The 25,728-nt window shown below is 70.2% G+C and carries 18 protein-coding genes and 1 pseudogene; 9 read left to right on the top strand and 10 right to left on the bottom strand.

Annotation, left to right across the window (positions count from 1 at the left end):
• Window positions 1–77: 77 nt before the first annotated feature.
• Window positions 78–650: pseudogene (locus tag HDA40_RS42470) on the bottom strand (GNAT family N-acetyltransferase); the annotation flags it as partial.
• Between HDA40_RS42470 and HDA40_RS06080 the strand changes: the two are divergent.
• Window positions 537–1,466, top strand: a complete 930-nt coding sequence (locus tag HDA40_RS06080) for a diacylglycerol/lipid kinase family protein (RefSeq protein ID WP_253752822.1) — start codon at window positions 537–539, stop codon at window positions 1,464–1,466. The pseudogene HDA40_RS42470 and the gene HDA40_RS06080 sit on opposite strands and share 114 nt — an antisense overlap.
• Before the next feature lie 134 nt (window positions 1,467–1,600).
• Here HDA40_RS06080 and HDA40_RS06085 read toward each other — a convergent pair whose 3' ends face one another.
• The gene (locus tag HDA40_RS06085; RefSeq protein WP_253752824.1) at window positions 1,601–2,128 is read right to left on the bottom strand and encodes a MarR family transcriptional regulator; all 528 of its coding nucleotides are present in this window, start codon (window positions 2,126–2,128) and stop codon (window positions 1,601–1,603) included.
• Between the two features lie 68 nt (window positions 2,129–2,196).
• Here HDA40_RS06085 and HDA40_RS06090 point away from each other — a divergent pair, with 68 nt between their 5' ends.
• From HDA40_RS06090 to HDA40_RS06100, 3 genes are all read left to right on the top strand, one after another.
• Window positions 2,197–3,006 carry an NAD-dependent epimerase/dehydratase family protein gene (locus HDA40_RS06090; RefSeq protein ID WP_253752826.1) on the top strand — a complete coding sequence of 270 codons (810 nt, stop codon included), beginning with the start codon at window positions 2,197–2,199 and terminating at the stop codon, window positions 3,004–3,006.
• Between the two features lie 9 nt (window positions 3,007–3,015).
• On the top strand, window positions 3,016–3,684 hold the full coding sequence (locus tag HDA40_RS06095) for an NAD(P)-dependent oxidoreductase (protein WP_253752827.1): 669 nt from the start codon (window positions 3,016–3,018) through the stop codon (window positions 3,682–3,684).
• A 172-nt stretch (window positions 3,685–3,856) separates the two neighbouring features.
• Window positions 3,857–4,225 (top strand): VOC family protein, encoded by a 369-nt coding sequence (locus HDA40_RS06100; RefSeq protein ID WP_253752828.1) that lies wholly within the window; start codon window positions 3,857–3,859, stop codon window positions 4,223–4,225.
• A gap of 5 nt (window positions 4,226–4,230) precedes the next feature.
• Here the strand turns inward: HDA40_RS06100 and HDA40_RS06105 are convergent, their stop codons facing one another.
• A complete protein-coding gene (locus HDA40_RS06105; protein WP_253752829.1) occupies window positions 4,231–6,159 on the bottom strand; it encodes a M14 family zinc carboxypeptidase in 1,929 nt (642 codons plus the stop codon).
• A gap of 61 nt (window positions 6,160–6,220) precedes the next feature.
• Window positions 6,221–15,799: a calcium-binding protein gene (locus tag HDA40_RS06110; RefSeq protein WP_253763963.1), complete on the bottom strand. Its 9,579-nt coding sequence runs from the start codon at window positions 15,797–15,799 to the stop codon at window positions 6,221–6,223.
• A 353-nt stretch (window positions 15,800–16,152) separates the two neighbouring features.
• Here HDA40_RS06110 and HDA40_RS06115 point away from each other — a divergent pair, with 353 nt between their 5' ends.
• The 3 genes from HDA40_RS06115 (at window position 16,153) to HDA40_RS06125 (ending at window position 18,348) form a co-directional block, all read left to right on the top strand.
• The gene (locus tag HDA40_RS06115; RefSeq protein WP_253763575.1) at window positions 16,153–16,401 is read left to right on the top strand and encodes a DUF6458 family protein; all 249 of its coding nucleotides are present in this window, start codon (window positions 16,153–16,155) and stop codon (window positions 16,399–16,401) included.
• A 121-nt stretch (window positions 16,402–16,522) separates the two neighbouring features.
• Window positions 16,523–17,029 (top strand): SigE family RNA polymerase sigma factor, encoded by a 507-nt coding sequence (locus tag HDA40_RS06120; protein WP_253752830.1) that lies wholly within the window; start codon window positions 16,523–16,525, stop codon window positions 17,027–17,029.
• Window positions 17,026–18,348: a TolB family protein gene (locus HDA40_RS06125; protein ID WP_253752831.1), complete on the top strand. Its 1,323-nt coding sequence runs from the start codon at window positions 17,026–17,028 to the stop codon at window positions 18,346–18,348. Before HDA40_RS06120 ends, HDA40_RS06125 begins: the two co-directional genes overlap by 4 nt.
• Window positions 18,349–18,362: 14 nt before the next feature.
• Here the strand turns inward: HDA40_RS06125 and HDA40_RS06130 are convergent, their stop codons facing one another.
• The 3 genes from HDA40_RS06130 to HDA40_RS06140 are packed head-to-tail and all read right to left on the bottom strand — an operon-like array spanning window position 18,363 to window position 20,198.
• On the bottom strand, window positions 18,363–19,139 hold the full coding sequence (locus HDA40_RS06130; RefSeq protein ID WP_253752832.1) for a hypothetical protein: 777 nt from the start codon (window positions 19,137–19,139) through the stop codon (window positions 18,363–18,365).
• The gene (locus HDA40_RS06135) at window positions 19,132–19,539 is read right to left on the bottom strand and encodes a hypothetical protein (protein ID WP_253752833.1); all 408 of its coding nucleotides are present in this window, start codon (window positions 19,537–19,539) and stop codon (window positions 19,132–19,134) included. The genes HDA40_RS06130 and HDA40_RS06135 overlap by 8 nt, the downstream gene beginning before the upstream one ends.
• Window positions 19,536–20,198, bottom strand: coding sequence for a hypothetical protein (locus tag HDA40_RS06140; RefSeq protein WP_253752835.1), 663 nt, complete (start codon window positions 20,196–20,198; stop codon window positions 19,536–19,538). Before HDA40_RS06140 ends, HDA40_RS06135 begins: the two co-directional genes overlap by 4 nt.
• Window positions 20,199–20,581: 383 nt before the next feature.
• Here HDA40_RS06140 and HDA40_RS06145 point away from each other — a divergent pair, with 383 nt between their 5' ends.
• Entirely contained in the window at window positions 20,582–22,156 is a 1,575-nt protein-coding gene (locus tag HDA40_RS06145; protein WP_253752837.1) for an ABC-F family ATP-binding cassette domain-containing protein, read from the top strand.
• A 153-nt stretch (window positions 22,157–22,309) separates the two neighbouring features.
• Here HDA40_RS06145 and HDA40_RS06150 read toward each other — a convergent pair whose 3' ends face one another.
• On the bottom strand, window positions 22,310–22,618 hold the full coding sequence (locus HDA40_RS06150; RefSeq protein WP_253752839.1) for a hypothetical protein: 309 nt from the start codon (window positions 22,616–22,618) through the stop codon (window positions 22,310–22,312).
• Window positions 22,619–22,857: 239 nt separating this feature from the next.
• Window positions 22,858–23,277, bottom strand: coding sequence for an acyl-CoA thioesterase (locus HDA40_RS06155; protein ID WP_253752841.1), 420 nt, complete (start codon window positions 23,275–23,277; stop codon window positions 22,858–22,860).
• A gap of 435 nt (window positions 23,278–23,712) precedes the next feature.
• On the opposite strand from HDA40_RS06155, the gene HDA40_RS06160 reads away from it, so the two are divergent.
• The gene (locus HDA40_RS06160; protein WP_253752843.1) at window positions 23,713–24,693 is read left to right on the top strand and encodes an Acg family FMN-binding oxidoreductase; all 981 of its coding nucleotides are present in this window, start codon (window positions 23,713–23,715) and stop codon (window positions 24,691–24,693) included.
• Window positions 24,694–24,760: 67 nt separating this feature from the next.
• Here HDA40_RS06160 and HDA40_RS06165 read toward each other — a convergent pair whose 3' ends face one another.
• Window positions 24,761–25,726 (bottom strand): helix-turn-helix domain-containing protein, encoded by a 966-nt coding sequence (locus HDA40_RS06165; RefSeq protein ID WP_253752845.1) that lies wholly within the window; start codon window positions 25,724–25,726, stop codon window positions 24,761–24,763.
• Window positions 25,727–25,728 lie beyond the last annotated feature (2 nt).

A 25,728-nucleotide genomic window follows, 5' to 3' on the forward strand; every position in this document is an offset into this window, starting at 1 on the left:
CGAACGATCCCTTCCAGCTGGAATCCCGCCTTCACCAGGGAGTTCTGCTCCGCCAGGTTCTCCGGATGCGTACCGGCCTGAATGCGTTGCGCGGGAGTGTGAGTGAACAGGTAATCGCACAGCTGCGCTTGGGCGCGCCAGCCGATTCCCTTGCCGCGCCATTCCGGCAGCAGCGCGATGCCGATCTCCCAATACGGTGCCCGGCCGCCGTAGATGCCGGATCGATAGCTGACGAATCCGGCCGTCTTGGCGTCGAACGCTTCGACGATCAGCCGGCCGTCGTGTTCGCCGAGGTAGGAGTCCAGGGCGAAGCGGCGGGCCGGGGCTTCGGGGTCGCGGAAACCGGCCCAGTCCAGCCCGATCAACCCGGGCTCCAGGCAGAACCGCCGGAACATCGCCAGGTCGCCTGCCGCGACCGGGCGTAGGCTCACGTGGGGGTCGCTCATTCTGCGACCGTACGCCGAAAGCCGGGCTCCGCCCGGTAGCCGGGAAATACCGCGTACTCGCGGCTGAACAGGCCGGTAACATCTCCCGCCATGCGCAGCAAGATCGAGCTGGACACCGCGATCCGCCAGGACCGGCGGACGGTGCTGCTCGTCAACACCCGATCCCGTCGGGGACGCGACCACTTCGAGCAGGTCTCGCGCCATCTCGACGAGGCGGGCTTCCAGCTGCTCGCACGGTTCGGCTTGGAGCGGCCGGAGCGGCTGCCGGAGGTGCTGTCCGACGCGCTGGCGCTGGGCCCGGACCTGCTGGTCGCCGGGGGTGGCGACGGGACGATCAGTGAGACCGCGCGGCATCTGGCGCACCGGGATGTGGCGATGGGGCTGCTGCCGCTCGGTACCACCAACAACTTCGCCCGTACGCTCGGCGTGCCGCTCGACGTGACGGGCGCGTTGGCTTTGCTCACCGAGGGCAAGGTGGCCGACGTCGACCTCGGCGAGGCGGCGGGGCGGATCTTCACGAACCTCGTGTCGGTCGGGCTGTCCGCGCAGGTCGCCGAGCATGTCCCGCACCGGCTCAAGCGGCGGCTCGGCCGGGTGGCGTACCCGTTGACCGCGTTGACACGGCTGCCCGCGCACCGGCCGTTCGACGCGGTCGTGACCGCGGGCGGGGAGGTTCGCCGCGTCCGTACGCATCAGCTCAACATCGCCAATGGCAACTCGCACGCGGGCAACCCGATCGCCCGCGACGGAAGTGCGGACGACCGGCTGCTGATGGCGTACGCGCTGGGCCGTCACGGGCGGCGGCATCTGCTCGGGGCGACGCTGCGGCATCTGGTGACCGGTCGGCTTCGGACGGTCGAGGGGTCGCCGTTCCTGGCCGCGCCCGAGGTGCTCGTCGAGACCGATCCGGCGCTCCCGCTGGACATCGACGGCGAGGTGCTGGGGCGTACGCCGGTGCGTGTCCGCATCCTGCCGAACGCCCTCCGCGTCATGGTCGCGCCCGACTTCCCCGACCGCTGATCCCCTTCGCCGTCGCCACACCTCTGGCGCTGCGGCGTTTTGCGCTGGATCAGGGTTCTGCGTCGAATCATGGAGCAAGATTCGACTGAGATCCCTGATCCAGCGCTGAGCGAGCGGGAGGCGGCCCGCGGAGGTCAGGAAGAGGCGAGGTTGCGGGTGGCGGTGTCGCCCGCGTCGTTCGCCCGGGCGAGGAAGTCCGCGATCAGTTTCAGTTCCGCCTCGCTGTAGCCGGCGCAGATGTCGTCCATCGCGGAGTTCATGCCGCTGAACAGGCGGAACATCTCCCGGCCCCGGTCGGGCAGGGCACGGAGGGTCACCGCCCGGCGGTCGGCCGGGTCCCGTTCGCGGGCGATCCAGCCTGCCTTCTCGAGCCGGTCGAGGATGCCTGTCAGGGTGGCCGGGTGCAGCCCGGCGCGGCGGGCGAGCGTACTGGGGGTCAGCGGGCCGTTCCGGCTGATCAGGTCCAGGCAGTCGAGGTCGATCTCCTTCAGCTCGACCTTCCCGCTCACCTGCCGGTTCAGCATCGCCAGCTGATTGCGCAGGTCGCGCAGCGAGTCCTTGACCTGTGCGGTCAGCCGTCGCCGCGTACGCCCCTCGCCCGCCGGCTCGTCGTCGGCGGGATCTTCGCCGCCCGTCCGGGAGCGAGATGTTACGTGACTCATATTGTCTGAACCTCAAACTCAACTAGTATGGTTCTCATATGATACGCCGATGAGAGGAAGTAGCAGCGATGTTCCTGGTCACTGGAGCAACCGGCGTGGTCGGCCGCGCGGCGGTCCGGCTCCTGGTCGAGCGCGGCGTCAAGGTCGCGGCGGTCACCCGCGATCCGCACGCCGCTCTGCCGTCCGAAGCTCAGCTCGTCCATCCTGATGAGGTTACGGCGCTCGGCGGGGTCGACGGCGTCCTGCTCAGCCCTCGTGCCTTCGGCGACCGGCTGGCCGACGTCGCCGCCCTGCGTCCTGAGCGGATCGTCGTCGTCTCCTCGCTGACGATCCCCTACCCGGCCGGGGAGGCCCGGTTCCGCGAGCACTTCATCGCCACGGAGGACGCCGTCCGGGCGATGGGTCCGGAGTGGACGATGCTGCGCTGCGCCGACTTCGCGGCGAACACGTTCGCCTGGGCCGGGCAGATCAAGGCCACTGGCACCGTGCGTGGGGCGTACGCCGCCGCGCGTACCTCGACGGTGGATGAGCGGGATCTGGCCGAGGTCGGCGTGCTGGCGCTGACCGCCGACGGGCACACCGGCGAGGCGTACGTGCTCACCGGCGAGCAGTCGCTGAGCCAGGCCGACAAGGTCGCCGCGATCGGCGCGGCCGTCGGCCGGGAGCTGGCCTTCGTCGAGATGGAACCGGAAGCGGTCCGGCAGGGGATGCTCGCCGCCGGGCTGCCCGCCGAGGTCCCCGCCCGCCTGCTCGGCTCGCAGGCCGACTATGCCCGCGAGGCCGGGCCGACCACCGACACCGTCCGCCGGCTGCTGGGCCGTCCGGCTCGCAGTTTCCAGACTTGGGCCGCGGATCACGCCGCAGCCTTCACCGCGTAGGGGGCACCCGTGAAGCTCACGATCATCGCCGCCACCGGCGGAGTCGGCCGTCACCTGGTCGAGCAGGCCGTCGCGGAGGGCCACGAGGTCACCGCGGTCGCCCGGCGGCCCCGGGATCTGCCGGCGGGCGTACGCACGATGGCAGTCGACTTCGAGCGCCCGGATCCGGTCGCGCTCCGGGCCGCGGTGCGAGGCGCCGACGCCGTGGTGTCCGGTTTGGGTCCCCGCGATCCGAGGGCGGACGCCGGGATCACCTCCCGGGGCACTCAGGCGATCGTCGACGCGATGGCGGCCGAGGGCGTACGCCGCATCGTCGTCGTCAGCGCCGCACCGGTCGGCCCGGTGCCCGTGCCCGGTCAGCGGGTGCTGCCCAAGCACGACCCCGGCGACGGGTTCTTCATGCGGCATGTGGGCACCCGGATCGCGCGTACGCTCTTCGGCACGCACTATGCCGATCTGGCGGTCACCGAGCAGATCCTGCGGGACAGCGGTCTGGAGTGGACGGTGTCCCGGCCGCCGAAGCTGACCGACAAGGCGCTCACCGGCGAGTATCGGACGGCGTTGAACCGCAACGTCCGGGGCGGCTTCTCGATCTCCCGCGCCGACGTCGCCCACCATATGCTCCGCCTGGTCGATCAGCCGGAGACCGTCCGGCAGGTCGTCGGAGTGGCGCACTGACCGTGGCCGCCTACGTCGTGTTCACCCTGCTCGCCGTGGTCGCCAACGGCTGCTCGGCCGTCCTTCATGGAACGCGGCCGGGTGCCGCTGTCCTGGATGACGCCGCTCGGTGCCTGAGTCTGGGCGGCCTGGCGGTAAGCGGCCTGAGCCGGCGTGGCGGATACTGATGCTCATGGAAGCGTTGGCCCGCCTCAGCGGAGTCGCCCTGGAGTGTCGCGATCCTCGCGCGCTCGCCCGGTTCTATGCCCGCCTGACCGGCTGGCGGCTCGTCTACGAGTCGGACGACTGGTGTTCGCTGGGCGAGGACGAGGCGTCGGCGTTCCACCTGTCGTTCCAGCGGGCACCGGGGCATCGGCCGCCGGTCTGGCCCGATCCGGCCTCCTCGATGCAGTTCCACCTGCATCTGCGGGTCGCCGACCTCGACGCGGCCGAGCCGGTGGTGCTCGCGGCGGGCGGGAAGAAGACGGCGTACCAGCCGAATCCGGCCGGGTCGAGGGTGTTCCTCGACCCGGCCGGTCATCCGTTCTGCCTCGTCCGCTGACAGAGCTACTTCAGGGTCAGCGTCCAGGAGTCGATCTTCCCCGTCGAGCCGGACTCCAGGTCGGTCGCCTCCAGCGACCAGGTTCCGTCGGCGGTCTGGCCGGACAGGTCCAGGGTGTAGATCTTGTCGATGTTGTTCATGTCCGCACCGTCGCGGTCGTGAATCGTCACCGCGCCGCCCGGTCCGATCAGCCGGAGTTGCAGGTCACCGATGTTGGTGTGAGCGATGTGGACTTCCAGCCGGGCGGATGCGTTGGCCATCGGGCTCACGAGGCTTCCGCACCCGGCGATGGTGAGCGAACTGGTCACGGGCGTGCCGTCGTCGGGGATGGCGACGTCGGTCGCGTTCGCTCCCTGGCAGGCCGCTGATCCGGTGACCACGATGGTGACCGGAGCCGTCCGCACCGTCCCCGCTGTTCCGTCCCCCCGGACCACGACGGTGTACTCGCCGGGGGTCGTGGTCGCCGCGGTGGAGAACGAGATCGTCTGCGCCGACCCGTCGGTCGGGATCGAGCCCAGCCCGAAGATCGGCGTCATCCCGGCCGGCGCCCCGGTGGCGGTCAGCGAGACCAGCTGGTTCGCGCCAGTCGTCTTGGTCGCGGTGATCGTCGTGGCGACCGTGCCGCCCTGGGCCACCACATAGGTCGCTCCCGGAACGGTCAGCGTGTAGTCGTCGGCCACCGCGCAGTACGTGTTCTCCTTCGAGATCGACCGATAGGGGCAGTCGGCGTACTGGGCGAGCCGGATCAGGGCCTGCCGGTTGCGGCTGGTCTGCGCCGGGATCACCGAGGCCGGCGGATAGAACTGCTCGAACAGGTCCGACCGCTTCGGGTACATCTCGAAGGTGAAGCTGAAGATCTTCTGGTCGGCCCACATCCAGTCGCTGATGATGCCGTCCGCGATGTAGAGGCCGCTGGCCTGGCCGGGCCAGTAGCCGTTGAGGTCGGCCATCTCGGTGCCGATCGCGCGGTGCGCGGCGTACGCGTCCGCGGTCAGCGGAGCCACCACGGTGCTCGTGGTGTACCCGAACGGCCACAGCACCAGCTGCGAGTACGTGTGGATGTCCAGGTGCTCGGTGATCTGCTGGACGCCGGCGACCCGGCGGCTGAGCACGAAGTCCCGGATCACCTGGGTCTCCTTGGCCGAGAAGGCCGCCGACCCCCGGTAGGTGTCGTTCGACTTGACCCCCGACGATCCGGCGCAGCAGCCCCACTTGTAGCCCCAGTTGCGGTTGAGGTCGGTGCCGATCGCCGTGGAGCCGGAGTTCGGCTGCCGGTTCTTGCGCCAGTAGCTGCTGGTGGCGAAGTCGTACGTGGCGCCGTCCGGGTTGGCCATCGGGATGATCCAGATCTCCCGGTTGTCCACGATCTTGGTGATCGCCGGGTCGCTGCCATAGTCGTTGAGCAGCATGTTCGCCAGGTACAGCGCCATGTCCACGGTGAGGTGCTCGCGGGCGTGCTGGTTCGCCGTGAACAGCATCTCCGGCTCGGTCTCGTCGACTCCGACGTTGTCGGAGATCTTGAGGGCGACGATGTCCTTGCCTTCGAAGGACTTGCCGATGACCTGCTGGGAGGCCAGCGTCGGGTAGAGCCCGACGAGCCGGGCCACCTCGGCCTGCATCTCGGGATAGTCGGTGTAGCCGGGATCGACCGGACCGAACGTCGCCGCCAGCGCCGTGGCCGTCATCGTGTCCACTTTGAGGCCCTGCTTGCGCAGTTTGGCCGCCTGATCCGGGCGAGCCTTGACGTACACCGCTCCTTCGTCCACATCGGTCACGACGGCTCCGGCCCGGTCCAGCAGGATCTCCTGGCCCGGCTCCAGTCCGCGTACTCGATAGGTCTGCGCGGCGGGTGCGCCGGCCGCGGGCGTGCTGAACAGGCTGAACGCGGCGCCCAGGGCGAGCACCGACAAGGCGGACGCGACTGTTCGCCGCATTGATTACCTCCGCGAGGGATGGGGTGGCCGGTGGGCGGGGTCCGCCCACCGGCCGTGAGGGTCAGTCGGTGCAGGAGACCGGGTCGGAGAAGTGGCCGGGCGTGCCCGGGTACGCCTTCCCCGCGCCGTGCCCACCGGTGTCGCCGACGTAGGTGAAGGCGAGTTCGCCGAAGGCGGAGGTGCCCGCCGTGCCCACGTCGGCCGCCGTACGCCCGGCGCCGGACGCCCAGGCGAGCCTGGTCAGGAAGTCCTGCATGGCCGGGCTGTGCTGGCGGATGTCGTTGTAGCCGCCGTAGGACGCATTGCAGTGGAGGTAGAGGTTGTAGGCGCCGTTCCAGTCGAACAGCCGGTCGCCGGCGTTCGGCCCGTTCTGCGCCACGTCCGCTTCCAGGACGTCCCGGTCCCAGCCGCCGTAGATCCAGTCGGTGCCCTGGTGGTGCTGGTTGTCGGCGTCCGACGCGTCGGCCATGTCGGTCATCTGGAACCACAGGCACGGGTCCCGGGTGATGCCGTTGACGTCGGTCGGCCACCGGCCGGGCTGGCAGTCCGCGACCACGCCGCGCGGCTTGACGTCGAGCACGTCGGAGCCGAAGCCCTCGTCGTCGCTCTCCCCGGAGCCGCCGAAGACGTGGTCCACGAAGCGGTCGTTCGTGCCCCGGGACGAGGCGGTGAACACCCCGTTGACGAGGCAGTCGGGCGTCGCCGCGTCGAGGGTCGGGTCGCAACCCTTGCCGCCCCAGAGGACGTCCGAGCCCGCCGCGCCGAAGATGTCGTCGCCGCCGCTGTCGCCGTTGATGACGTCGTCGCCCCAGCCGCCGTGGATGTCGTCGTTGCCCGAACCACCGCGGATCAGGTCGAAGCCGCCTTCGGTCAGCCCGTTGTGCGGCATCGCCGGGTCCGTCGGCGACCCGATCCAGACGTCGCCATCGGTGTCGTGCCGCAGGTCCGCCCGCCGGTCGTACGCGCCGAGGCGGAAGCCGGTGAACGTCTCCTGCGGAACACTGGACAGCGTCATGGTGAAGCCGAGCGCAGCCACGTCGTCGGCGTTGAGGTACTGGTTCATCAGGCCACCGCGGTCGCCGACGATGGCGTCCTCACCGGCCTCGCCGTAGATCGTGTCCGAGCCCAGCTCGCCGAACAGGTCGTCGTCGCCGGAGCCGCCCCAGACGGTGTCGTCGCCGTCCTGGCCCCAGATCCCGTCGTTTCCGCCGTCGCCGTAGAGCTGGTCGGCACCCCAGGCGCCGTTCGGCTCACAGGTCGGCTGGGCGGTGGTGCAGAACCGGGTGGACGGGCCGGGCAACGCCGGGTCGTGCGTACGCACCACGGTGGCGTTGGTCAGGTCGGAGCCGGTCGCGTAGCGCTCGGCGTACACCTTCTCCTTGCCGTTGAGCACCGTCCGGATCAGCGACCCGTTGTCGCCGAGGACCACGTCGTCGCCGCCGTCGCCCTCGACCACGTCGGCCCCGTCCCGGAAGCCGGCCGCCGAACTACCGCCGATCAGGTCGTCCTGGCCGTCGGGCGTACCGGTGCCTACGAGGTCTCCGGCCGCACCGGCCGCACCCGGCCACGGCTGCGCCGGCAACGGAGTCACCGTGCTGTGCCCAGCCGCTCCGAGCGGGAGGTCGCCCCGCAAGGTGTCGGTGCCGCCGTTGCCCTCGAGGTAGTCGGCGTCGCCGTCACCGGTGATCGCGTCGTCGCCGTCCTGGCCGTACGCGAGGTCGGCGCCGTCGCCGCCGCTGATCCGGTCACCGCCGTGGCGTACCGGATCGGCGTTGCCCCGGTCGAGCAGCGAGATGATCCTCGGCAGGTACGCCGACCCGTCGGCGTTGAGCCGGCCGGTCACCGCCGACGCCGCTTCCCCGGCCAGCGGGCGCAGGATCGCGCCGTTGTCGCCGAGGATCACGTCGGAGTTCGGCCCGCCGAAGAGGGCGTCCGCCGCGTCCGGCTGACCGGTTCCGCTGACCGCGTTGTCCACGGTGGAGGAACCACCGACCAGATCGTCGTCGCCGAGGTCGCCCTCGACCCAGTCGCTGCCCGGCCCGCCCTCGGCGTAGTCCGCGCCCGCGCCGCCCAGCACGCGGTCCGCCCCGCCCTGCCCGAGCAGGACGTCGTCGGAGCCGAGCCCGGCGAGGTAGTCGCCGGCGCTCGTCCCGGCGGCCGGGGTCAGGCCGAGGTCCAGCAGCACGATGGCGCGCTGCGGAACCGCTCGGCCGGCCACGATCCGGGCGGGCGTGCCGTCGGTGAACCTGGCGTTGTCCCCGGCGATCAGGTCGTCGTCGGCGTCGCCGATCAGCCGGTCGGAGCCGTCGGGCCGGCCCACACCGGGCGACGCCTCTTGCGAGGAGCCGCCGATGATCTGGTCGTCGCCGTCACCGCCGCTGACCGTGTCCGCGCCGTTGTTGCCCTCGATGACGTCGGAGTCGCCGTCGCCGGTGATCAGGTCGTCGCCCAGGCCGCCGTAGATCCGGTCGTCCTGCGCGCCGCCGTGCAGCACGTCGCCCGCTCCGGCGGTCGGGGTGGTCCCGTTCAGATCCAACGGGTACGCCCCGGAGCCGCCGTCGGCCGGCGTGCCGTTGTCGCCGACGATCTGGTCCGCGCCCTCCTCGCCGTAGACGTAGTCGGTGCCCTGGTCGGTCTCACCGGCGGCCCGGCTTCCGCCGTAGAGGACGTCCGCGCCGTCGCCGCCGTAGATCTGGTCACCGCCGTCGTCGCCCTCCACGGTGTCGACGTCGCCGCCGCCGTAGAGACCGTCGTTGCCGGCGTTGCCGTAGACGGTGTCGAGCCCGGCGTCGCCGAAGATCTGGTCGACGCCGTCGCCGCCCCACGCCTTGTCGTCGTCCCCGCCGAGGGCGAGGATGTCGTCGCCGAGCTGGCCGCAGGCGCGGTCGGCTCCGCTGCCGAGGTCTGTGCGGTCGTCACCGCCGCCGGCCGTCACCACATCGGCTCCGGCCCCACCCAGGATCAGGTCGGCCGAACCCTGCACGGCCGGAACCGGCTGGGCGAAGGTGGCGCTGTCGGCGCACGCCTCGGCGGTCAGGTGCTTGTCGCCGAAGATCGTCGCGCCGCCGTCGCCGCCGATGATGTGGTCGCTGCCCAGGCCGCCGACGAGCAGCTTGGTCTGCGACTGCGTACCGGCGGGCAGCGGGTGGTGGCTGACCGGGCGGAACGGCCCGTAGCCGTCGGTGCCGTCCGGTGCGCCGACGTCGGAGGGCTCGGCGATGAGGTAGTCGTCGCCGGGGCCGCCGAAGATCTGGTCGGTGCCGTAGCCGCCGATCAGCACGTCGTTCGCGCCGTAACCCTTGATGGAACCGGTCTGGCCGTTGGCGGAGTGGGAGACGACCAGGTCGACGCCCGCGCTGCCGTAGACCTCGTCCTGACCGCCGCCGGTGTCCACCATGTTCGTCAGGCCGCTGTCGCCCACGCCGTCGGCGTCCGGGTCGGACGGCACGCCTTGGGCGTACGTGTAGATCTTGTCAGGACCGTTGCCGCCGTTGACGCTGTCGGAACCGGCCCCGCCGACCATGACGTTCGTCCCGTTGGTCTTGGTGTCGTCGACCATCGCTGCGAGTGTGTCGTCGCCGCCGTTGCCGTAGACGGTGTTGCCGCCGTGGCCGACCGTCACCGTGTCCACACCCGACCCGCCGTCCGGGTCTTCCGCGGGCGGGGTCAGGCTGGCCCAGTTCACGACGCCGGTGAGGTTCTTGCCGCCGGCGCTCACGTTCTGGGTGGTGTAGCCGAGGCCGTTGTCCCCGGCGACCGTGCCGGTGCCGTCGCCCGTGGTGATGGCGTCGTTGCCGGGACCACCGGCGACCCAGGCGGTCGCGCCGGGCGCCTCGGCGGTGACGATGGTGTCGTCGCCGGGGCCGCCGTCCACGTACGCCGGTCCGGTGCCGGTGCGGATCTGGTCCTTGCCGTCCGAACCGAACACGACGGCGGTCTTGTCGAACGGAGACGCCGTGCCGTTGCCGGACGGGTCGCCGTCACCGAGGAAGATCACCGACATCGCGGTCTTGTCGGCGTCGCTGACCGAGTAGCCCCGGCCGTCGACGACCACCCGCTTCAGGTTCGGGTCCAGGAACTGCTGCGTACGCCCCAGCGCCTCGACCGCGAACCCGTCGAAGTCGTCGCTGCCGCCCGGCTCGTTGGCATCGGCGTAGTGCAGCGCGTACACCTTGACCACGTCACCGGGGTAGGTGCCGGCGGTGTTGTCCCAGGCCGCGTGCCCACGCTCAGCGGACTTGCCGAACTTGCCCGCGAAGACCACCAGGGTGTCCCCGGTGACCCCGCCCAGTTCGGGCGGCGGCGGTGAACAGTCGGGTTGTGCCCGGAAGTCGAGCAGAACCGCGTTGACCAGTGTGAAGCTCCACGTCTTGGAGAACAGGAACAGGTCGATGGTGATGTAGACCCGCAGGAACACCGACAGCTGGCCGCTGGTGGTGAACAGGCAGATCGGGTTCGTCAGCAGGGCCTGCAGGAACTCGCTGAGGCGGAACTTCCCGTCGTTGTCCGGGTCGTTCCAGGCGAACCCGACCGTCAGGCGTACGCCGCCCTCGATGCCGGCCTTCACGATCAGCAAGGTGACCTCGGCCCCGGCCGCGATCTCGCCGCGGAGCGTCACGACGGGAACGGTGACGCCGTTGGCATCGGTCGTCTTGAAGTACAACCCGTCGAGCAGGCTCACGGCATTGATCGCAGTGCCGTCGGTCGCCGCCTCGATCGCGTGGCGGATGCCCTTGGTGTCCAGTCCGGCCATGAACCGGGCGGTCACCGAGGCGCTGCCGGACAGCGTGATCATCACCGGCGGCGGGGCGTACACCGGGCCGAACGACTGGCGCCAGGAGAAGCCCAGCTCCAGCGGGCCGGAGTCGAACCCGACCAGCTCCACGTCCTGGCCCAGCAGCAGGCCGAACAGCGACCCGGGGTTGTCGAAGATCGGGAAGGTGAAGCCGATCTTCGCCGCGTTGCTCTTCTGCCCGGCCGGGGCGTCGAACAGCTTGGCACCGTTGGACGCGCCGTCGACCTTGGACTTGACCTCCTGTGCGCTGACCGGCTGCGGGTTGTCGATCAGGCTCGCCGCCGACGCCGGGGAGGCGAGGGTGGTCAGCGCCTTCGCCGGGTTGACGAAGAACGCGCCGATCGGGATCTTGCAGCTGGCCGTGCAGTCCGGAATGTGGTTGATGAAGTCGATCACGGCCCGGACGGTGTCCACGAAGTCGAGGTTCGGGCCGCCGTTGAGGGTGCTGAACGTCTTCGCCAGCCAGATCAGGGTGATGTCCGGGCCGCCGGCCGCCTTCGAGAGGTCGGACAGGACCGGGATCGGCGCGTACAGGGTGTCGATGACCGGCTGGAGCGGCCCGGTCACGGACTTCACCTTGTCCAGGACCGGCTTCAGGATCTTGCTGAAGAACGCGCCCGCGTCGATGGCGATGTCGGAGAACTCGATGTTCAGGTTGCCGGGCACCAGTTCGCCGGTGTGGTTGCTGATCCCCCAGCCCAGCTTGAACCGGGCGCTGATACCCGGCAAGGCCGAGCCGACCTCCGTGCTCGGATCGACCTTGGCGGTCAGCTGCCAGTCGATGGCGATCGTCGCGGTGAGGTTGGTCTTCATCAGCGAGCCGAGGTCGCCCAGCTCGGACAGGGTCAGCTTGGCGTTCGGGTCGGCGGTGCACGGGCTTGCCGCGAAGCAGCTCTCCTCGCCCGCGGAGCCCTTCAGGTCGATCGCGAAGTACGCGCTCGCCAGCGGCGCCGTCGACTTCTTCTCGGCGAGCACCTGGATGAAGGCCAGCTGCGCCTCCAGGTCGTCCGCGTCGAACTTGGCGCCGATCTGCAGTTCCGGCGACAGATCGCCGCCGGAGTGGGTGGCCACGTAGAAACCCTCGGTTCGGTCGAGGACCAGGTCGAGGTGCAGCTTCCAGCCGAGCGCCACGTGCACGCCGCCGGTGTCGCCCTTCTTCGCCTTCAGCGCCAGCCCCGGTACGCCCAGGTCGAGCGGGACGTCGGTGCCCAGGCAGTCAGGTCCGGTACAGCCGTCCACAGCGGACGGGCTGCCGCGTTGCGTGGTCAGCTGGATGCGTACCGACTGGACTTCGGCGAGCGAGCACGGCTCGGCCACGCCCTGACGGCAGGCGACGTCGACGGCGAGCGCCGGATCGAGTTGCTGCATCGCCGCGGTCAACGCGGTGTCCAGCCCGTCGCTGTTGGCCGGGGCGTTGGCGAGCACCGGGCCGATGGCGGCCTTGATGTCCTCGCGCAGTTGATGGATGAACCGCTGACCCTGCTGGAGGTCGTCACCGACCAAGGGCAGTTTGCCGTCGAAGCTGGCCAGCCGCAGCGCCTCCTCCAGCTTGGCGAGGTAGCCGTCGATGCCGACGTTGAAGTCGGTCAGCTTGAGCACCAGGCTTTGGAGGCAGGGCCCGAGGTCGGGCAGCTGCGGGGTCAGGTCGAAGTCCTTGGTCGCCGTCAGCGACAGCACGTTGCTGCCGGCCGGCGGGTCGCAGTCGTTGAGGAAGATCGGCGCCCGGGCGCACAGGGCGATGTTCGCGCCGCCGACGCCGTTGCCGCAGTCCACGCCGTCGGTGGTCAGCTCCGGGCTGAGCCCCAGGAACCCGTCCAGCACCGGCTTGTCCTCGTCGCCGCCGGTGCCCAGGCCCACCTTCAGGTTGCCCTGGACGCTCGCGTAGTCGCCCGGCTTGCCGAGTTCGAGCGCGAGCGGCCCGACGCGGGCGGCCAGCGCGACCTGGTTGGCGGCGACCGAGACGGTCACCCCGGCGTGCGAGGAGTGGTCGAGCAGCGGGGCCGCGTCCAGCGACAACGGCAGCAGCAGGCCGAGGCTCGCCTCGCCGGTGACGTCCAGCGCCACCGTGCCCGACGAGTCGAGGCTGACCAGGTCGCCCGCACCGGACCAGGCGAAGGTGAGTGGCGCGCCGGTGTGGAACTTGCGCTTCCAGTCCAGCCCGATCCGCAGGTACGGGCCGCCTTCGCGCTGGTCGAGGGCGAAGCTCAGGCCGCTGCCCTCGCCGATGGTCTTGTTGACCATGTCCAGCGCGTCCTGCAGCGTCTCCGGCGGGTTCGCCAACAGCCGGTCGACCGCCTCGGCCAGTTCCGGGCGGACGGCGTACGCCGCACCGGCCTCCGGCGTCGCCGACCCGGCCGCGGCGATCCGCAGGGTCTGGTCGTCGACGACGTCGAGGATCCGGTACGCCTTCGTCCCGATGACGACGGTCCGGTCCTTGAGCCGTTGCGGGAACGCGGAGTTCGCATCCCGGCTCTCGTCCTTCAGCAGGAAGTTCGAGTTCTCCGCGGTGTAGCTGACCGAGGTGCCGACGCCGCTCTCGTCGCTGCCCATCATCTCGCGGGGCGACTTGCCGAGCAGCGGGATCTTCTGGTCCATGATGCCGCTGCCGCCGTTGGCCGCCGCGAGCGCCTGGTTGATCAGCTTGATCGCCTCGACGACCGTGGCGAACAGGGCGTTCGGGTCGTCGGCGTTGAAGTCCAGCGAGTAGAGCCCGTCGAGGTTGGTCGCGTTGATCACCGGGTCGCCGCCGGCGGTCTGGCTGAAGGTGGCGCTGATGCCCTCGCCGAGGATCCCGGTGTCGCCCGGGACGGTCAGCCGCACCGATCCGGTCGTCCGCACGGACGACGTGACGTCGAGCAGGCTCGCCGGGTCGGTCTGCAACTTCTGGAACAGCGCGCCCAGGCTGAGATCCTGGGCCTGCTTGAACTTCACGCTCAGCATGGCGGGCGCGGCCGCGGCCTTGCCCACGGCCAGCGAGCCGTTCACGCGTACCTTGAGGAAGCCGACCTTCGTGTAGAAGTCGATCGCCGAGGTGATCGGGAAGTCGGCGGTGAACAGCGGGGTGTTCGGGTCCGTCCGCAGCAACACCCGGTCGGCGTTCGCGGTGGCGTCGCCGACGTTGTCCCGCAGATCGAGGACCAGCGTGATCGCGGCGGTGTAGGCCGGCTTGACCTGGGCCAGGCTCGCCTGTGCGTTCGCCGTACGCAGACTGGTCTTCTTGCCGTCGTCCAGTGTCTGGGTGAAGGAGTCGCCGAGCTGCACGGCCCCGATGTGCGGGTCGGAGCTGCTGATGACCCAGCTGCTGTCGTCGCCGGGGCGGCCGCCGATCCATTCGCCCGTCAGGGTCACCGTGGTCGCCGTGTTGTCCGCCACGGTGCCGGCGGAGGTGCCGGCCACCACCCGCTGGCCCTTCAACGCACCCGGCGTGAACCGGTTGGTGGGCACCGAGAAGCCGCTGGGGGTGAACGTCGCGCCCTTGCCCGAGACGCTCGCCGCACCCGGGTCCAGCGCGACCGCCGAGCCCGGCGTACGCGCCAACGCAAGCGAGAAGGCGAGCTTGTCCCCGGCGAACGACATCGGCGTCGAGCCGAGCAGTCCCTCGTCCGACAGCAGCTTCAGCAGTTGCTGCAACGAGGTGAACCGAGGCTGGCCCGCCTTGGCCGGATCGTCGGTGCCCGGGACGAAGTCGGGGTCTTCCGGCTTGGGATACGTGTGCTTCTTCAGGAACGCCGTGACCTTCTCGTTGACGGCCACCGCGTCGGCGTACGTGCCGCGCAGGAACGGCAGGTTGAGGTTGCCCGCCGCCTTGCTGCCCTGCACGCCCGACAGGAACGTGGCGAGCTGGGCCAGTCCGGCCGCCAGGTCGAGCGGACTCATGTTCTTGAACTTGGCGATCGTGCCGTCCAGCCCGGACGTGCCGACGGTCGGCTGCCCGGTGCTGACGTCCGGCCAGGCGACCGTGACGGTCGCGTCGAGGGTCGGCAGCCCGACCGGTGCGCCGCTCGCGGCCGCTCCGAGTTTGATCGTGGCGTTGATCGAGCCCGGTCCGGCCTCCGTCGCGTCGTCGGAGATCTTGCCGCCGCCGGCGCCGTCCAACGCCGCCGTGACCAGACCGGTCAGCGAACCGGGAGAGCTGAGTTCACCGCCCGTGCCGAAGGCGAGCTTGCCGTCGCCGTTCGGGTCGTTCACGCGTACCAGTAGGTGTGCCGAGGCAGAGAGCGTCGTGCCCGGCTGGAGCGCGACCTCCAGGATGCCCACGGACGCCGTCGCCTTGTCCAGATCGGGCCGGAAGTGGGCGACGGCGTCGATGTCCAGCCGCGGCGCGTCGGCGTCGCGGACCAGATAGGTGGTCGTCCCGTCGGAGCGGGCTTTGAGCCGCAGCGTGGCCCAGCCGGTGACGGTGACGGCCTGCCCGGCGGTGATCCCCGCGGCCGCGAAGTCCTTCCCGGTGACCTCGCGCTTGGCGGAGAGCTGGAGATCGAGTTCGTGAACCCCGTTGGTCTCGGTGACGGTGCTCGTCAGCCGGACGCCGCCGCCGAGATCGCGGTCGCTGTTGGTCAGCCCGTACGCGGTCAGCCCGTCCGAAGCGGACTGCACCAGGTGATCGGCGTCCACGAGAGATCCCGCGCTGACGCCGAGCATGGGCAGCGGCTGTGCCAGCTGCCCTACCTTGCTCAATCCGTTCGCCCAGCCGGCCGTGTCGGTCACGACCTGCCGGAGGCCCGTCTCCCAGGCGGGTGGATCCGCGTGCGCGGGCGCACCGGTCACCACCACCGCCACCGGAGTCACCAACACCAGTGCCAGCGCCGCCCGGATGGCACTGGCCAGCCGGGATCTGCTCCCCATCCCCATTGTCGACCCGTCCGATCGCCCGCCGGCCAGACAGGACAGTCCACTGAGGCCGGTCAATTCAGTGAGGCATGTGTATGCCTTCGGCGGATCAGATCATCGGCGCGTCGCTGGGAGCCAGCTCCGTGTCGGATGAGAGACAGCAGAACGCGACGTTCGGACCACTCTCTGTCATGACTACTCTCCGGAAACAGGCGGCCGCTCTCTCGAAACAGACGGCCGTCTTCCCGGATCAGACAGTGAAGTCGAACCGGATCAGACGGCGGGGTCGAACCGGTCAGGTGTCAAGGTCCGCCCGACTGGGTACCGGTCGGCCAGCACGGGGGCCGTTCGCAAGAGAGGAGTGCGTCGTGGGTATCGGTGCCAGCATCTTCCTGCTCGCCGTAGGCGCGATTCTGACCTTCGCGCTGGATGTCAGAATCGCCGGAATAGATCTCGACGCCGTCGGCTGGATCCTCATGGCGGCCGGCGCCCTGGGCCTGGTCATCACGACCATCTTCTGGAGCAACCGCCGGTCCCGGACGACGGTGGCCGAGGAGCCGGTCGAGTACCGCCGGGTCGAGGAACGCTCAGACGTTCCGCCGCCTCCGATCAGGTGACGAGGGCGATCCACCGACCGCGGCCGGCGTACCTCGAGGGGAGTGCGCCGGCCGCATCACGTCATCGCTCCGACGTCCCCTCCATACAGGGTGCTCCGAGCGTGTTCGTAGTGTGCCCGTCATGCCACCCGGTCCCGAGCAGTCGTTCCGCGACTACGTGCACGCGCGCGTCGCGGCGCTGTCGCGGTCGGCGTACCTGCTCACCGGCGACGCCCATCTCGCCGAGGATCTCGTGCAGCAGACCCTGGTCCAGGTGGCGTCACGCTGGGAGCGGATCGTCGCCGGCGGCGACCCGGACGCGTACGTGCGGCGGGTCCTCTATCACCAGCACGTGTCCTGGTGGCGGCGGTGGCGGCGGGAAGCCGTACCGGTCGACCGGTTGCCCGACACCGCCGGGCCGCTCCCCGACGTCGCCCTGACCGTCGCCGTCCAGCAGGCCCTGGCCAAACTCACCCCGAAGCAGCGGGCGGTGCTCGTGCTGCGCTACTTCGAAGACCTCACCGAGACCCAGGCCGCCACGGTTCTCGGCGTCGGCGTCGGCACCGTCAAAAGTCAGACCCGCGACGCCCTCGCCCGGCTGCGCGTCCTCGCCCCCGACCTGGCCGAGCTGCAGGAGGTGGCCCGATGACGACCCGGCTGACGCAGGCGCTCCACGACGCCGCGGGCACGGCTCCCGGCGTACGCCTGCCGGACGACCTGTGGCGACGCGGACGGCGTACCCGGCGACGCCGGCGGGTCGTCGCGAGCATCCTCTGCCTGCTCGTGCTCGCGGGCCTGGCCTGGCTCCCCGTACGCGGCCACACCGACACCGGGTTCGCCGGCGGCGGACCGGACGTGCTGCCGAGGTCGGTGGCCGAGCCGTACCTGTGGCAGCAGACCTTCGACGCCGACCCGAACGGGCCGGTCAAGCTCGCCTTCACCACCGGGCACAGCCTCAACTTCGAAACCGCCGTCGTGCTGGTCGGGCGAGACGACTCGTATCGCCTGATCTACCTCAATCCCGGTCAGGACGCCGGCAGCCTCTCCCCCGACGGGCGCTACCTGCTCCGGCAGAACCTGCTGGACCTCACGTCCGGCAAGGTCCGCATGGTGTCGGAGCCGATCTGGGCGCTGAACCTGACGCCGGTCTGGGCTCCGGACAGTCGCACTGCGGTCGCGGTGATCGACCGTGACGACGGTGTCATCACCTACGGGCCGAACAACGAGCAGCTCAACGACCCCTCGCATGCCGACGACATCGTCCTGGTCGACGTCGCGACCGGAAAGCTGCGTACGCTCCTCACCGCCGACACCGATGCCGCTTGGCGAGCGTCGTTCTCGCCGGACGGCCGCCGGATCGCCATGGTCCTGGGCAAGGCGGGAAAGGACTATCGCTTCGTCGTCGTCGACGTGGCCACCGGCGCGTTGCAGGTGGACCTGCCGATCAACGACCGGCAAACGCTGGCCGGGCCAGCCGCGTTCAGCCCGGACGGCTCCTTCGTCTACCTGGCGTACGGTGAACAGTGCGGCTGGTGGATGTACTGCGGCAACCAGACCTTCCACCTCCAGCGGCTGGACCTCGCCGACCGGCGGATCTCCGACGAGGCCGCCCGGTTCACCGGCTGGCCCAGTCTGGTCGCCTGGCGCGACGGTGCGCCGTTCCTGACCACCACCGACGTCGCCACCGACTCCTGCCAAGCCGTCCTTCTCACGCCCGGCCGAGCGCAGCGACTCCCCCTCGCGGTCGCCGGGCACGGCTGCGGCGATTGGGCACGTGACCTGCTCGAACACGGGCGGCTCGACGGTCCCGCCATCGCACCGTCGCCCTGGGCGGCCCAGTGGTGGGCGTACCTGCCGGTCGCCGTCGGCGGGCTGATCCTGGGCTTGTGGTGCTATCGGCGGTACGGCCGCCGCCCGTGGTCCGTCGCATTGAGCAAGTCGCCACGGGACGGCCAGGAACCGACCTGAGGAAGCTGACGCGTTCAGTCCTGGACGGCCTGCGGCCAGGCCCCACCGGGAAACTTGCTCTCGTCCACCCGGTCGGACACGATCTGGCGCACGTTCTCGCCGGCTTCCACGATCCGCGTACCGATCCCGGCCAAGTTGTCCATCCCCGACTGCACCAGCGTCTTCACGATCGAGGCCAGATCCGAGATCGCGAACGGTATGTCGATGACGGTGCCCGCCTTGACGGCCGCCTGCGCGACGTCCCCCGCGATCGCGCTGATCACCTCGGAGAACTTGGCGGCGTACTCCACGTTGGCCTGCGCGATGGCGTACAGCCATTCACTGATGAAACCGGCCTTGGCCGCCAGCTCCCCGGCCGCGCCGACCTGTGGGGGCAGGACCTGCTGTTTGTAGTGATTGGCGGTGCCACCCTCCCAGTAGGCGAGGTTCTCGGTCGCGTACTGCTGGATCATGGGGACCATGCCGGAGACGGGCTGTTTGACGGCGGTCAGCCAGTGGAAGCTGATATTGATCAAGGAGATCACCGGGGTGTAGTGCGCCAGCACCTCCCCCGCGATGTCCAGCACCGCGTCGAGTTCGACCCGGATCTCCTGCAGCGTTTCCTGGAGCAGCCACACCGCGGTCGCGCCGATGACAGGGGTAAGCCACACCACGTTGTCGGCGAACTGCTGGATCAGCGAGTCGAAGTCTTCCACCAGTTGGTCGGCGGTCTCCTCGATCTGCCGGACGGCGGTCTCGACTGCGCTCGTGTGCTGCGTCGGATCGCCGCTGGGCTCACCTGGACTAGTCACTCTGCTGTCCTCCTGCCTGTCCCGTGGGCGGCGGACCCTGCGCGCCGTTCGTCGCCGGTTCGGTGTAGACGGCCTCGAGGTCGGCCTCCGCCGTCTGATCGGTCCGGTCGAACTCGTCGGCCATCCGATCCAACGCCTCCCCGAGTTGCAGCCACTCCTCCTTGGCGCCGCGGATCAGATCCTGGACCTCCGCGTAGAAACCGTTGTAGGCCGAAGAATGCAGTGCCGTGGCGACGAGCTCGGTCGGCCCGATGAAGAACGCGCTGAGGCCGAGCTTCAGCCCGTCGTTACCGACGGGGTTCGAGTCGACGGCCGCCATCTCATCGGACAGGTCCCGCCACTTGTCGGCCTCCAGTCGGAGATTGTCGGTGACAACCTCAGTGGTCGCCGGGCTGGTCATCGGGCGGCCTCCTCTTCGCGCCGCTCGGCCTGCCGGAACAGCTCCAGCGCCAGGTGGCGCAGCTGTTCGGTGTCGGCTCGCGGTGCTCGCATCGCATCGGCGGTGACGCTCACCAGGGTGTGGCCCGCGCACTGGCCGCTCAGCAGTCCCAGCGGGCCGCCGACCGACCGTGGGCGTGCCTCCGCGGCGGCTCGGGCCGCCTTCTGCCGGCGGTAGCGCCGGTCTTCGTTGTCCGACAGCCGCTGCCACACCTGCTCGATGCTCAGTGGTTCGGCGTACGGCACCGGTCGCCACTCGCCGTCGGGATCGGGGCCGGGGGCTGCCACGCGTTCGCGTTCCGCCAGCGCGGCGAGGCCGTGGGCGCGCGCCATCGCGGCTGCCGCGTTCTTCCGGGCCGCCAGCAGGGCTGGGCCTAGTCCGCTCGAGCCGAGCCGATCGCACCAGTCCGAGCTGATGTGGACGTCGACGACCTGGCCGGCCTGATCCACCGCCACCCGGACCAGACCACTGGCGTCGGCCTCCTCCTTCACGACCGGCGTTCGGTAGTCACGGCCCCCGGCTTCGGCCAGTTCGGCCAACGCCTCCTGCCGCAGCTGCGCCCGGTCCCCACCCAGATCCACATCGCTCAATCGCCAGCGGTCCCGGCCTTGCCTGTACATGTCACATTCTCCCTCGTAAATGATCTCCACCTGCACATCCGATGCGGCGGAGGCGGGCCTTGGATGAAGCGCCGCCAGCGTGGCAGGGGCGCCTTGCACCGCGATTGAACAAACCTTGAATCCGCTGGTACCGCCCCGGAGTGCGCTACCGCACACCTCCCGGAAACCCCTGGTCGTCCGGCTCGGCGACAGGCTACAATGATCAGGTTCTACTGCCGTCCCGAGGAGCGCGATCAGTGCTGATCTGAGATCGAGACACCACGACGTCGAGTCGTGCGCCGATCCAGATCGCCCGCCCTTGTGAGCCGGCCTTTTCTCCGCCTGGCCCATCCCGTGGTGTCTCTCCGCATCCCCCGCCGGATCGACCACTGTGGAGTCGCCCTGTGTCTAGTTCCCTTGTCGTACAAGATCTCGGATTCGCCTGGCCCGACGGCGACCGTGTCTTCGACTCCCTCTCGTTCACCGTCGGCCCGGGGCGTACCGGGCTCGTCGGGCTCAACGGCTCCGGCAAGTCGACCTTGCTGCGCCTGATCGCCGGCGTGCTGCGGCCGGCTTCGGGCACCGTGCACACCGCGGGCAGCCTCGGCTACCTGCGGCAGGATCTGACCCTCGACACCCAGATGCCGGTGGACGAGCTGCTCGGCATCGCCGATACCCGGCGGGCGTTGCAGGCGATCGAGCGCGGCGAGACCGACGTGGCGCACTTCACCGCCGTCGGCGACGACTGGGACGTCGACGAACGGGCGCGCGCGGTGCTCGACCGGCTCGGGCTGACCCACGTCGACCTCGACCGGCGCATCGGCCAGGTCTCCGGCGGGGAGGCGATCCTGCTCGGGCTCGCCGCCCAACTGGTCCGGCGACCCGAGGTGCTGCTGCTCGACGAGCCGACCAACAACCTGGACCGCGCTGCGCGTACCAGACTGTATGAAGCCGTCGCGGCGTGGCCGGGAGTCCTGCTCGTGGTCAGCCACGATCGGGCCCTGCTGGAGCTGGTGGACCAGATCGCCGAGCTGCGCGACGGCGAGATCCGATTCTTCGGCGGCGGCTTCAGCGACTACGAGGCCGCCGTCGAGGCCGAGCAGGAGACGGCCGAACGCCTGGTCCGGGTGGCCGAGGCGGACGTCCGGCGGCAGCGCCGGGAGCTGATCGACGCCCGGACGAAGCTCGACCGGCGCGTTCGCTACGGCCAGAAGATGAACGACACCAAGCGCGAGCCGAAGATCGTGATGGGCAACCGCAAGCGCGCGGCGCAGGTGTCCGCGGGCAAGCACAAGACCATGCACCAGGAGAAGCTGGAGCAGGCGCGAGAGCGCCTGGTCGAGGCGGAGGAGGCGGTCCGCGAGGACGACACCATCCGCGTCGATCTCCCGGCCACCGAGGTGCCGGCCGGTCGCACCGTGCTGACGGTCCACGCCCGGCTCGCGCACGTGGGTCATCAGGTGGATCTACTGGTACGCGGACCGGAGCGCATCGGATTGGTGGGCGCGAACGGCGCCGGGAAGTCCACATTGCTCCGGACGGTGACGGGCGAACTGGCTCCCGCCGAAGGTTCGGTGGACGCCGCGGTTCCGTTGCGCTACCTGCCGCAGCGACTCGACCTGCTCGACGATCGGCTGACCATCGTGGAGAACGTCGCCCGGGTGGCGCCGGACGCCACGCCGAATCAGATCCGGTCGCGGCTGGCCCGATTCCTGTTCCGGGGAACGCGAGCCGACCAGGTCGCCGGTACGCTCTCCGGCGGCGAGCGCTTCCGCGCGACGCTGGCTGCGCTGCTGCTGGCCGAACCGGCACCGCAACTGTTGTTGCTGGACGAGCCGACGAACAATCTCGACTTGACCAGCGTCCGGCAGCTGTCGCAGGCGTTGGAGGCCTATCGCGGGGCGCTCGTCGTGGCCAGCCACGACGAGCCGTTCCTGGAGTCGATCGGGATCACCCGCCGCGTAACCCTCCCCACCTGACCGCTTCGCTTTTTGCGCGCTGGCTGCTTTGCGCGCTGGATCAGGGTTCTGGGTCGAATCATGACGCCTGATTCGACCTGGAACCCTGATCCAGTGGGAAGTCTGGGGCGGGCGGCCCGGCGGGACGGCGCTTCGGGGGGTCTGCTGGCGAGGTCAGCGGGACATGCTGCGGCCGCGCGACCGCCAGAGGTCGTTGCTGGGCCGGATCAGGTCCGTCAGTTCGTTGTCCCACCCGTTGTCCACGGCGACGCCCGCCTGGCCGCAGGCGTCGCGGGCGACCTCGATGCTGGTCGTCGGCAGCTGCGTCTCCTCGCCGTCGGCACCGGTCACGATGACCAGTGCGCCACGTTTGCCGAGGTACTCCACGGCGGCTTTGCCTCCGCCGTGCGCCGAAGCGAACGTCTTGACCGCCGCCACTAGGTCCTCAGTGGACAGCAGGATGTTCGCGTTCCGATCTGCCATGAGGCTATTTCTACCGGACGCGCGAGCGCGCGGGAGGGCTCGTCACCCTTTCGCTATCCCGGCCGCAACCTTTTCGCAATCTGTTCAGCGCGTTCACTGAACAGATTGGGCGGTGATCGAGGCAGTAAGCGACGCCCGGCCGGGTGCGCACGGGGGAACACATCCGGAACGGGCGTCGCAGCGCTGAGAGTACTCCGGTTGGTAGGGTTTCGCATCACCCACCGGTGACGCCCGCGCCGCTACAGACCCATCAGCTCGGGCTTCGTCGCGAGGGCGCGGAACCGCCCCGCCGGGTCGGTGACCAGCCGACGCGCGGTCAGGTCGAGCAGTCCGCCGACCCCGGTCAGCTCCGCCACCGGCGTGCCGTCGGGCCGGCGCAGATCCTGCCGGATACGGAAGGTCTTTCCCGCACCCCACTCGAACTCGCAGGTGACGTCGACCACGTCGCCGCCCCGCAGCTCCCGCAGGTATCGCACGGTGACCTCCAGGGCGACCGGCCCGACTCCGCTGGCGATCAGCCGGTCCTGGGACAGCCCGGCCGCCCGCAGGCACTCCCACCGGGCGTGCTCGCCGTATTGCAGATAGACGGCTTGGTTGAGGTGTCCCTGGGTGTCCAGCTCATAGCCGCGCACGGTGACCTGGACCGAGAAAGGCTCCACGTGATCGAGCCTACTCAGCCCCTGTGACAGGTGAGGCCGTTGAGGCGTTTTGCAGCTCGCCCCCAGCGTAAATCACTATCAGTAATGTTTTGTGTTCGCAGGGTGTGGACAACCGGCGTGACCTGCGGTTATGGTCGTAGGCACAAGCGCATATCGCTCGCAGCACCTATCGGGTGCGGACGCCTGGATCAGCAGGTCCCGCTGATCACGTGAGCGCCGGGCACAGCGCATATAGGGGATGGGTGGATGCCTACCGTCAACGGGGGAGGTTGGCGCCGCTCGTCAAGACCGATCGGTCGGCCTCGGCGCTTATGGGGGTGAGCGCCTGAGATGCCGGCCGATCGGCCTGTCCGGAATCTTCTCCGCCACCGGGCGCGGTCTCCGATTGCCCGCAAACGACGCGTGGTCCGCGCCGATCCGGGAAACAATCACCCCATGGCCGCCAACACGAACACCGACGCGCCCGTTCCCGACATCCTGGCCCATGCCGCCGAGACCGCCTCGGCCGCGCCCTCGATCCACAATTCCCAGCCATGGCGCTGGGAGGTCGACGGCGACCGCCTGGAGCTGTACGCCGAACGCTCCCGCCAGCTCACCGCGACCGATCCGGAAGGCCGCATGCTGACGATCAGCTGCGGCACCTCCCTGCACCACGCCCGGCTGGCGTTGGCCGGCTGGGGCTGGCAGGCCGAGGTCGACCGCTTCCCCGACGGCGACGGCGACCTGCTGGCCCGCATCCGGCTGGCGGGCGCGATCCCGATCACGGCCGAGGCCGAGCAGCTGCTCCGAACGATCGGGCATCGGCATACCGACCGGCGGCCGGTCGCGAACCGCCCGGTGCCCTCCGACGCCCTGCAGGCCCTCGCCGCGGCGGCGTACGCCGAAGGCGCCCGGCTCCAGCTGCTGCACGTCGAACAGGTCGACGACCTGGCGAGCGCGACCGCCCACGCGGCGGAGATCGACGCCGCCGACCCGACGATCCAGAACGAGCTGTCCGAGTGGACCGGCGGCGAGCGCAGCCAACTCGGCCTCCCCGACGAGGTCATCCCCTCCCGGCCGCCGCAGACCAACGTCCCGAGTCGGGAGTTCTCCGGTTCGGGGAGCCTCCAGATCGGCGACAACCACGACAAGTCGGCGTCCTACGGGTTGCTCTACGGCGACGAGGACAATCCGCTCGGCTGGCTGCGCGGTGGCGAGGCACTGTCGGCGCTGTGGTTGACCGCCGTCCGCCTCGGCCTCGGGATCATGCCGATCAGCGAACCGGTCGAGGTTCCGGCGGGCCGTCAGATCCTGCGCCGGACGCTGTCCTACCTCGGCTGGCCGTACCTCGCCGTGCGCGTCGGCGTACCGGCGGACGAGACGGAACCGGAGGCGACGCCCCGGCTGCCCGCGTCGGAGACGGTACACAAGCACTGATCATCGCGCCGGCCATGCGCCTTCTCGCGGCGAAATGTCCGCCGAACCAGCATGGCCGGCGCGATGATCAAACGCGGCTGCGGAAGACCTTGCGGTAGGTCTGCGGCGAGACGCTGGTCGCGCGACTGAAGTGCTGGCGCAGGTTGGCCGCCGTGCCGAAGCCGACCGCGCCGGCGATCCGCTCGACGGGCTGGTCCGTCGTCTCCAGCAACTGCTGGGCGAGGCGTACGCGTTCGATGGTGAGCCAGCGCAACGGGCTGGTGCCGGTCGTCTCGGCGAACCGCCGCACGAACGTACGCTGCCCGAGCCGGGCGCGTTCGGCCAGGTCGGCCACGGTCAGCGGGTCGGCGAGGTGTTCCCGGGCCCAGTCCAGCACCGGCCCGAGGCTCGCCTCCCCCGGCGGGACCGAGCGCGTCGCCTGGACGTATTGCGCCTGACCGCCGTCCCGATGCGGCGGCACGACCATCCGGCGGGCCACCGTGTTCGCCACCGTGGCCCCGAAGTCGGTGGCGACCATGTGCAGGCAGAGGTCGATGCCGGCCCCGGTGCCCGCCGAGGTCAGGATCTGGCCGTCGTCGACGTAGAGCACGTCCGGGTCGAGTTTCACCGCCGGATACCGGACGCCGAACTCCTCGGCGTACATCCAGTGCGTGGTCGCCGGGCGGTCGTCGAGCAGGCCAGCCTCGGCCAGCGCGTACGCCCCGCTGCAGATCCCGGCGAGCCGGGCGCCCCGCGCGTACGCCTCCTGCAGGGCGGTCACCAGCGACGGCGGCGGCGTCACCTGGAACGGCCGGTGCATCGCGGCGGCGATCACGGTGTCGGCCGCGACCAGGTCGTCCAGCCCATATGGCGTCTGCACCACCAGGCCCTGCGCCGTGCGGATCGGCCCCGGATGCGCCGCGCACAGCCGGAAGTCGTACCAGGGGTCGGCCAGGTCGGGCCGGGCGATGCCGAAGACCTCGCAGAGGATTGCCAGTTCGAAGATCGGCGCGTGGTCGGTGACGGCCACCGCGACGACGTGCGGTTTGCCCATGG

The sequence above is a fragment of the Hamadaea flava genome, from assembly GCF_024172085.1.
GTDB lineage: Bacteria > Actinomycetota > Actinomycetes > Mycobacteriales > Micromonosporaceae > Hamadaea > Hamadaea flava.

Coding starts and splice junctions, on each gene's coding strand:
- HDA40_RS06160 (WP_253752843.1), top strand. CDS start 23,713: ATGGCCGCCAACACGAACACCGACGCGCCCGTTCCCGACATCCTGGCC.
- HDA40_RS06110 (WP_253763963.1), bottom strand. CDS start 15,799: ATGGGGAGCAGATCCCGGCTGGCCAGTGCCATCCGGGCGGCGCTGGCA.
- HDA40_RS06080 (WP_253752822.1), top strand. CDS start 537: ATGCGCAGCAAGATCGAGCTGGACACCGCGATCCGCCAGGACCGGCGG.
- HDA40_RS06125 (WP_253752831.1), top strand. CDS start 17,026: ATGACGACCCGGCTGACGCAGGCGCTCCACGACGCCGCGGGCACGGCT.
- HDA40_RS06150 (WP_253752839.1), bottom strand. CDS start 22,618: ATGGCAGATCGGAACGCGAACATCCTGCTGTCCACTGAGGACCTAGTG.
- HDA40_RS06085 (WP_253752824.1), bottom strand. CDS start 2,128: ATGAGTCACGTAACATCTCGCTCCCGGACGGGCGGCGAAGATCCCGCC.
- HDA40_RS06100 (WP_253752828.1), top strand. CDS start 3,857: ATGGAAGCGTTGGCCCGCCTCAGCGGAGTCGCCCTGGAGTGTCGCGAT.
- HDA40_RS06105 (WP_253752829.1), bottom strand. CDS start 6,159: ATGCGGCGAACAGTCGCGTCCGCCTTGTCGGTGCTCGCCCTGGGCGCC.
- HDA40_RS06120 (WP_253752830.1), top strand. CDS start 16,523: ATGCCACCCGGTCCCGAGCAGTCGTTCCGCGACTACGTGCACGCGCGC.
- HDA40_RS06165 (WP_253752845.1), bottom strand. CDS start 25,726: ATGGGCAAACCGCACGTCGTCGCGGTGGCCGTCACCGACCACGCGCCG.
- HDA40_RS06140 (WP_253752835.1), bottom strand. CDS start 20,198: ATGTACAGGCAAGGCCGGGACCGCTGGCGATTGAGCGATGTGGATCTG.
- HDA40_RS06135 (WP_253752833.1), bottom strand. CDS start 19,539: ATGACCAGCCCGGCGACCACTGAGGTTGTCACCGACAATCTCCGACTG.
- HDA40_RS06090 (WP_253752826.1), top strand. CDS start 2,197: ATGTTCCTGGTCACTGGAGCAACCGGCGTGGTCGGCCGCGCGGCGGTC.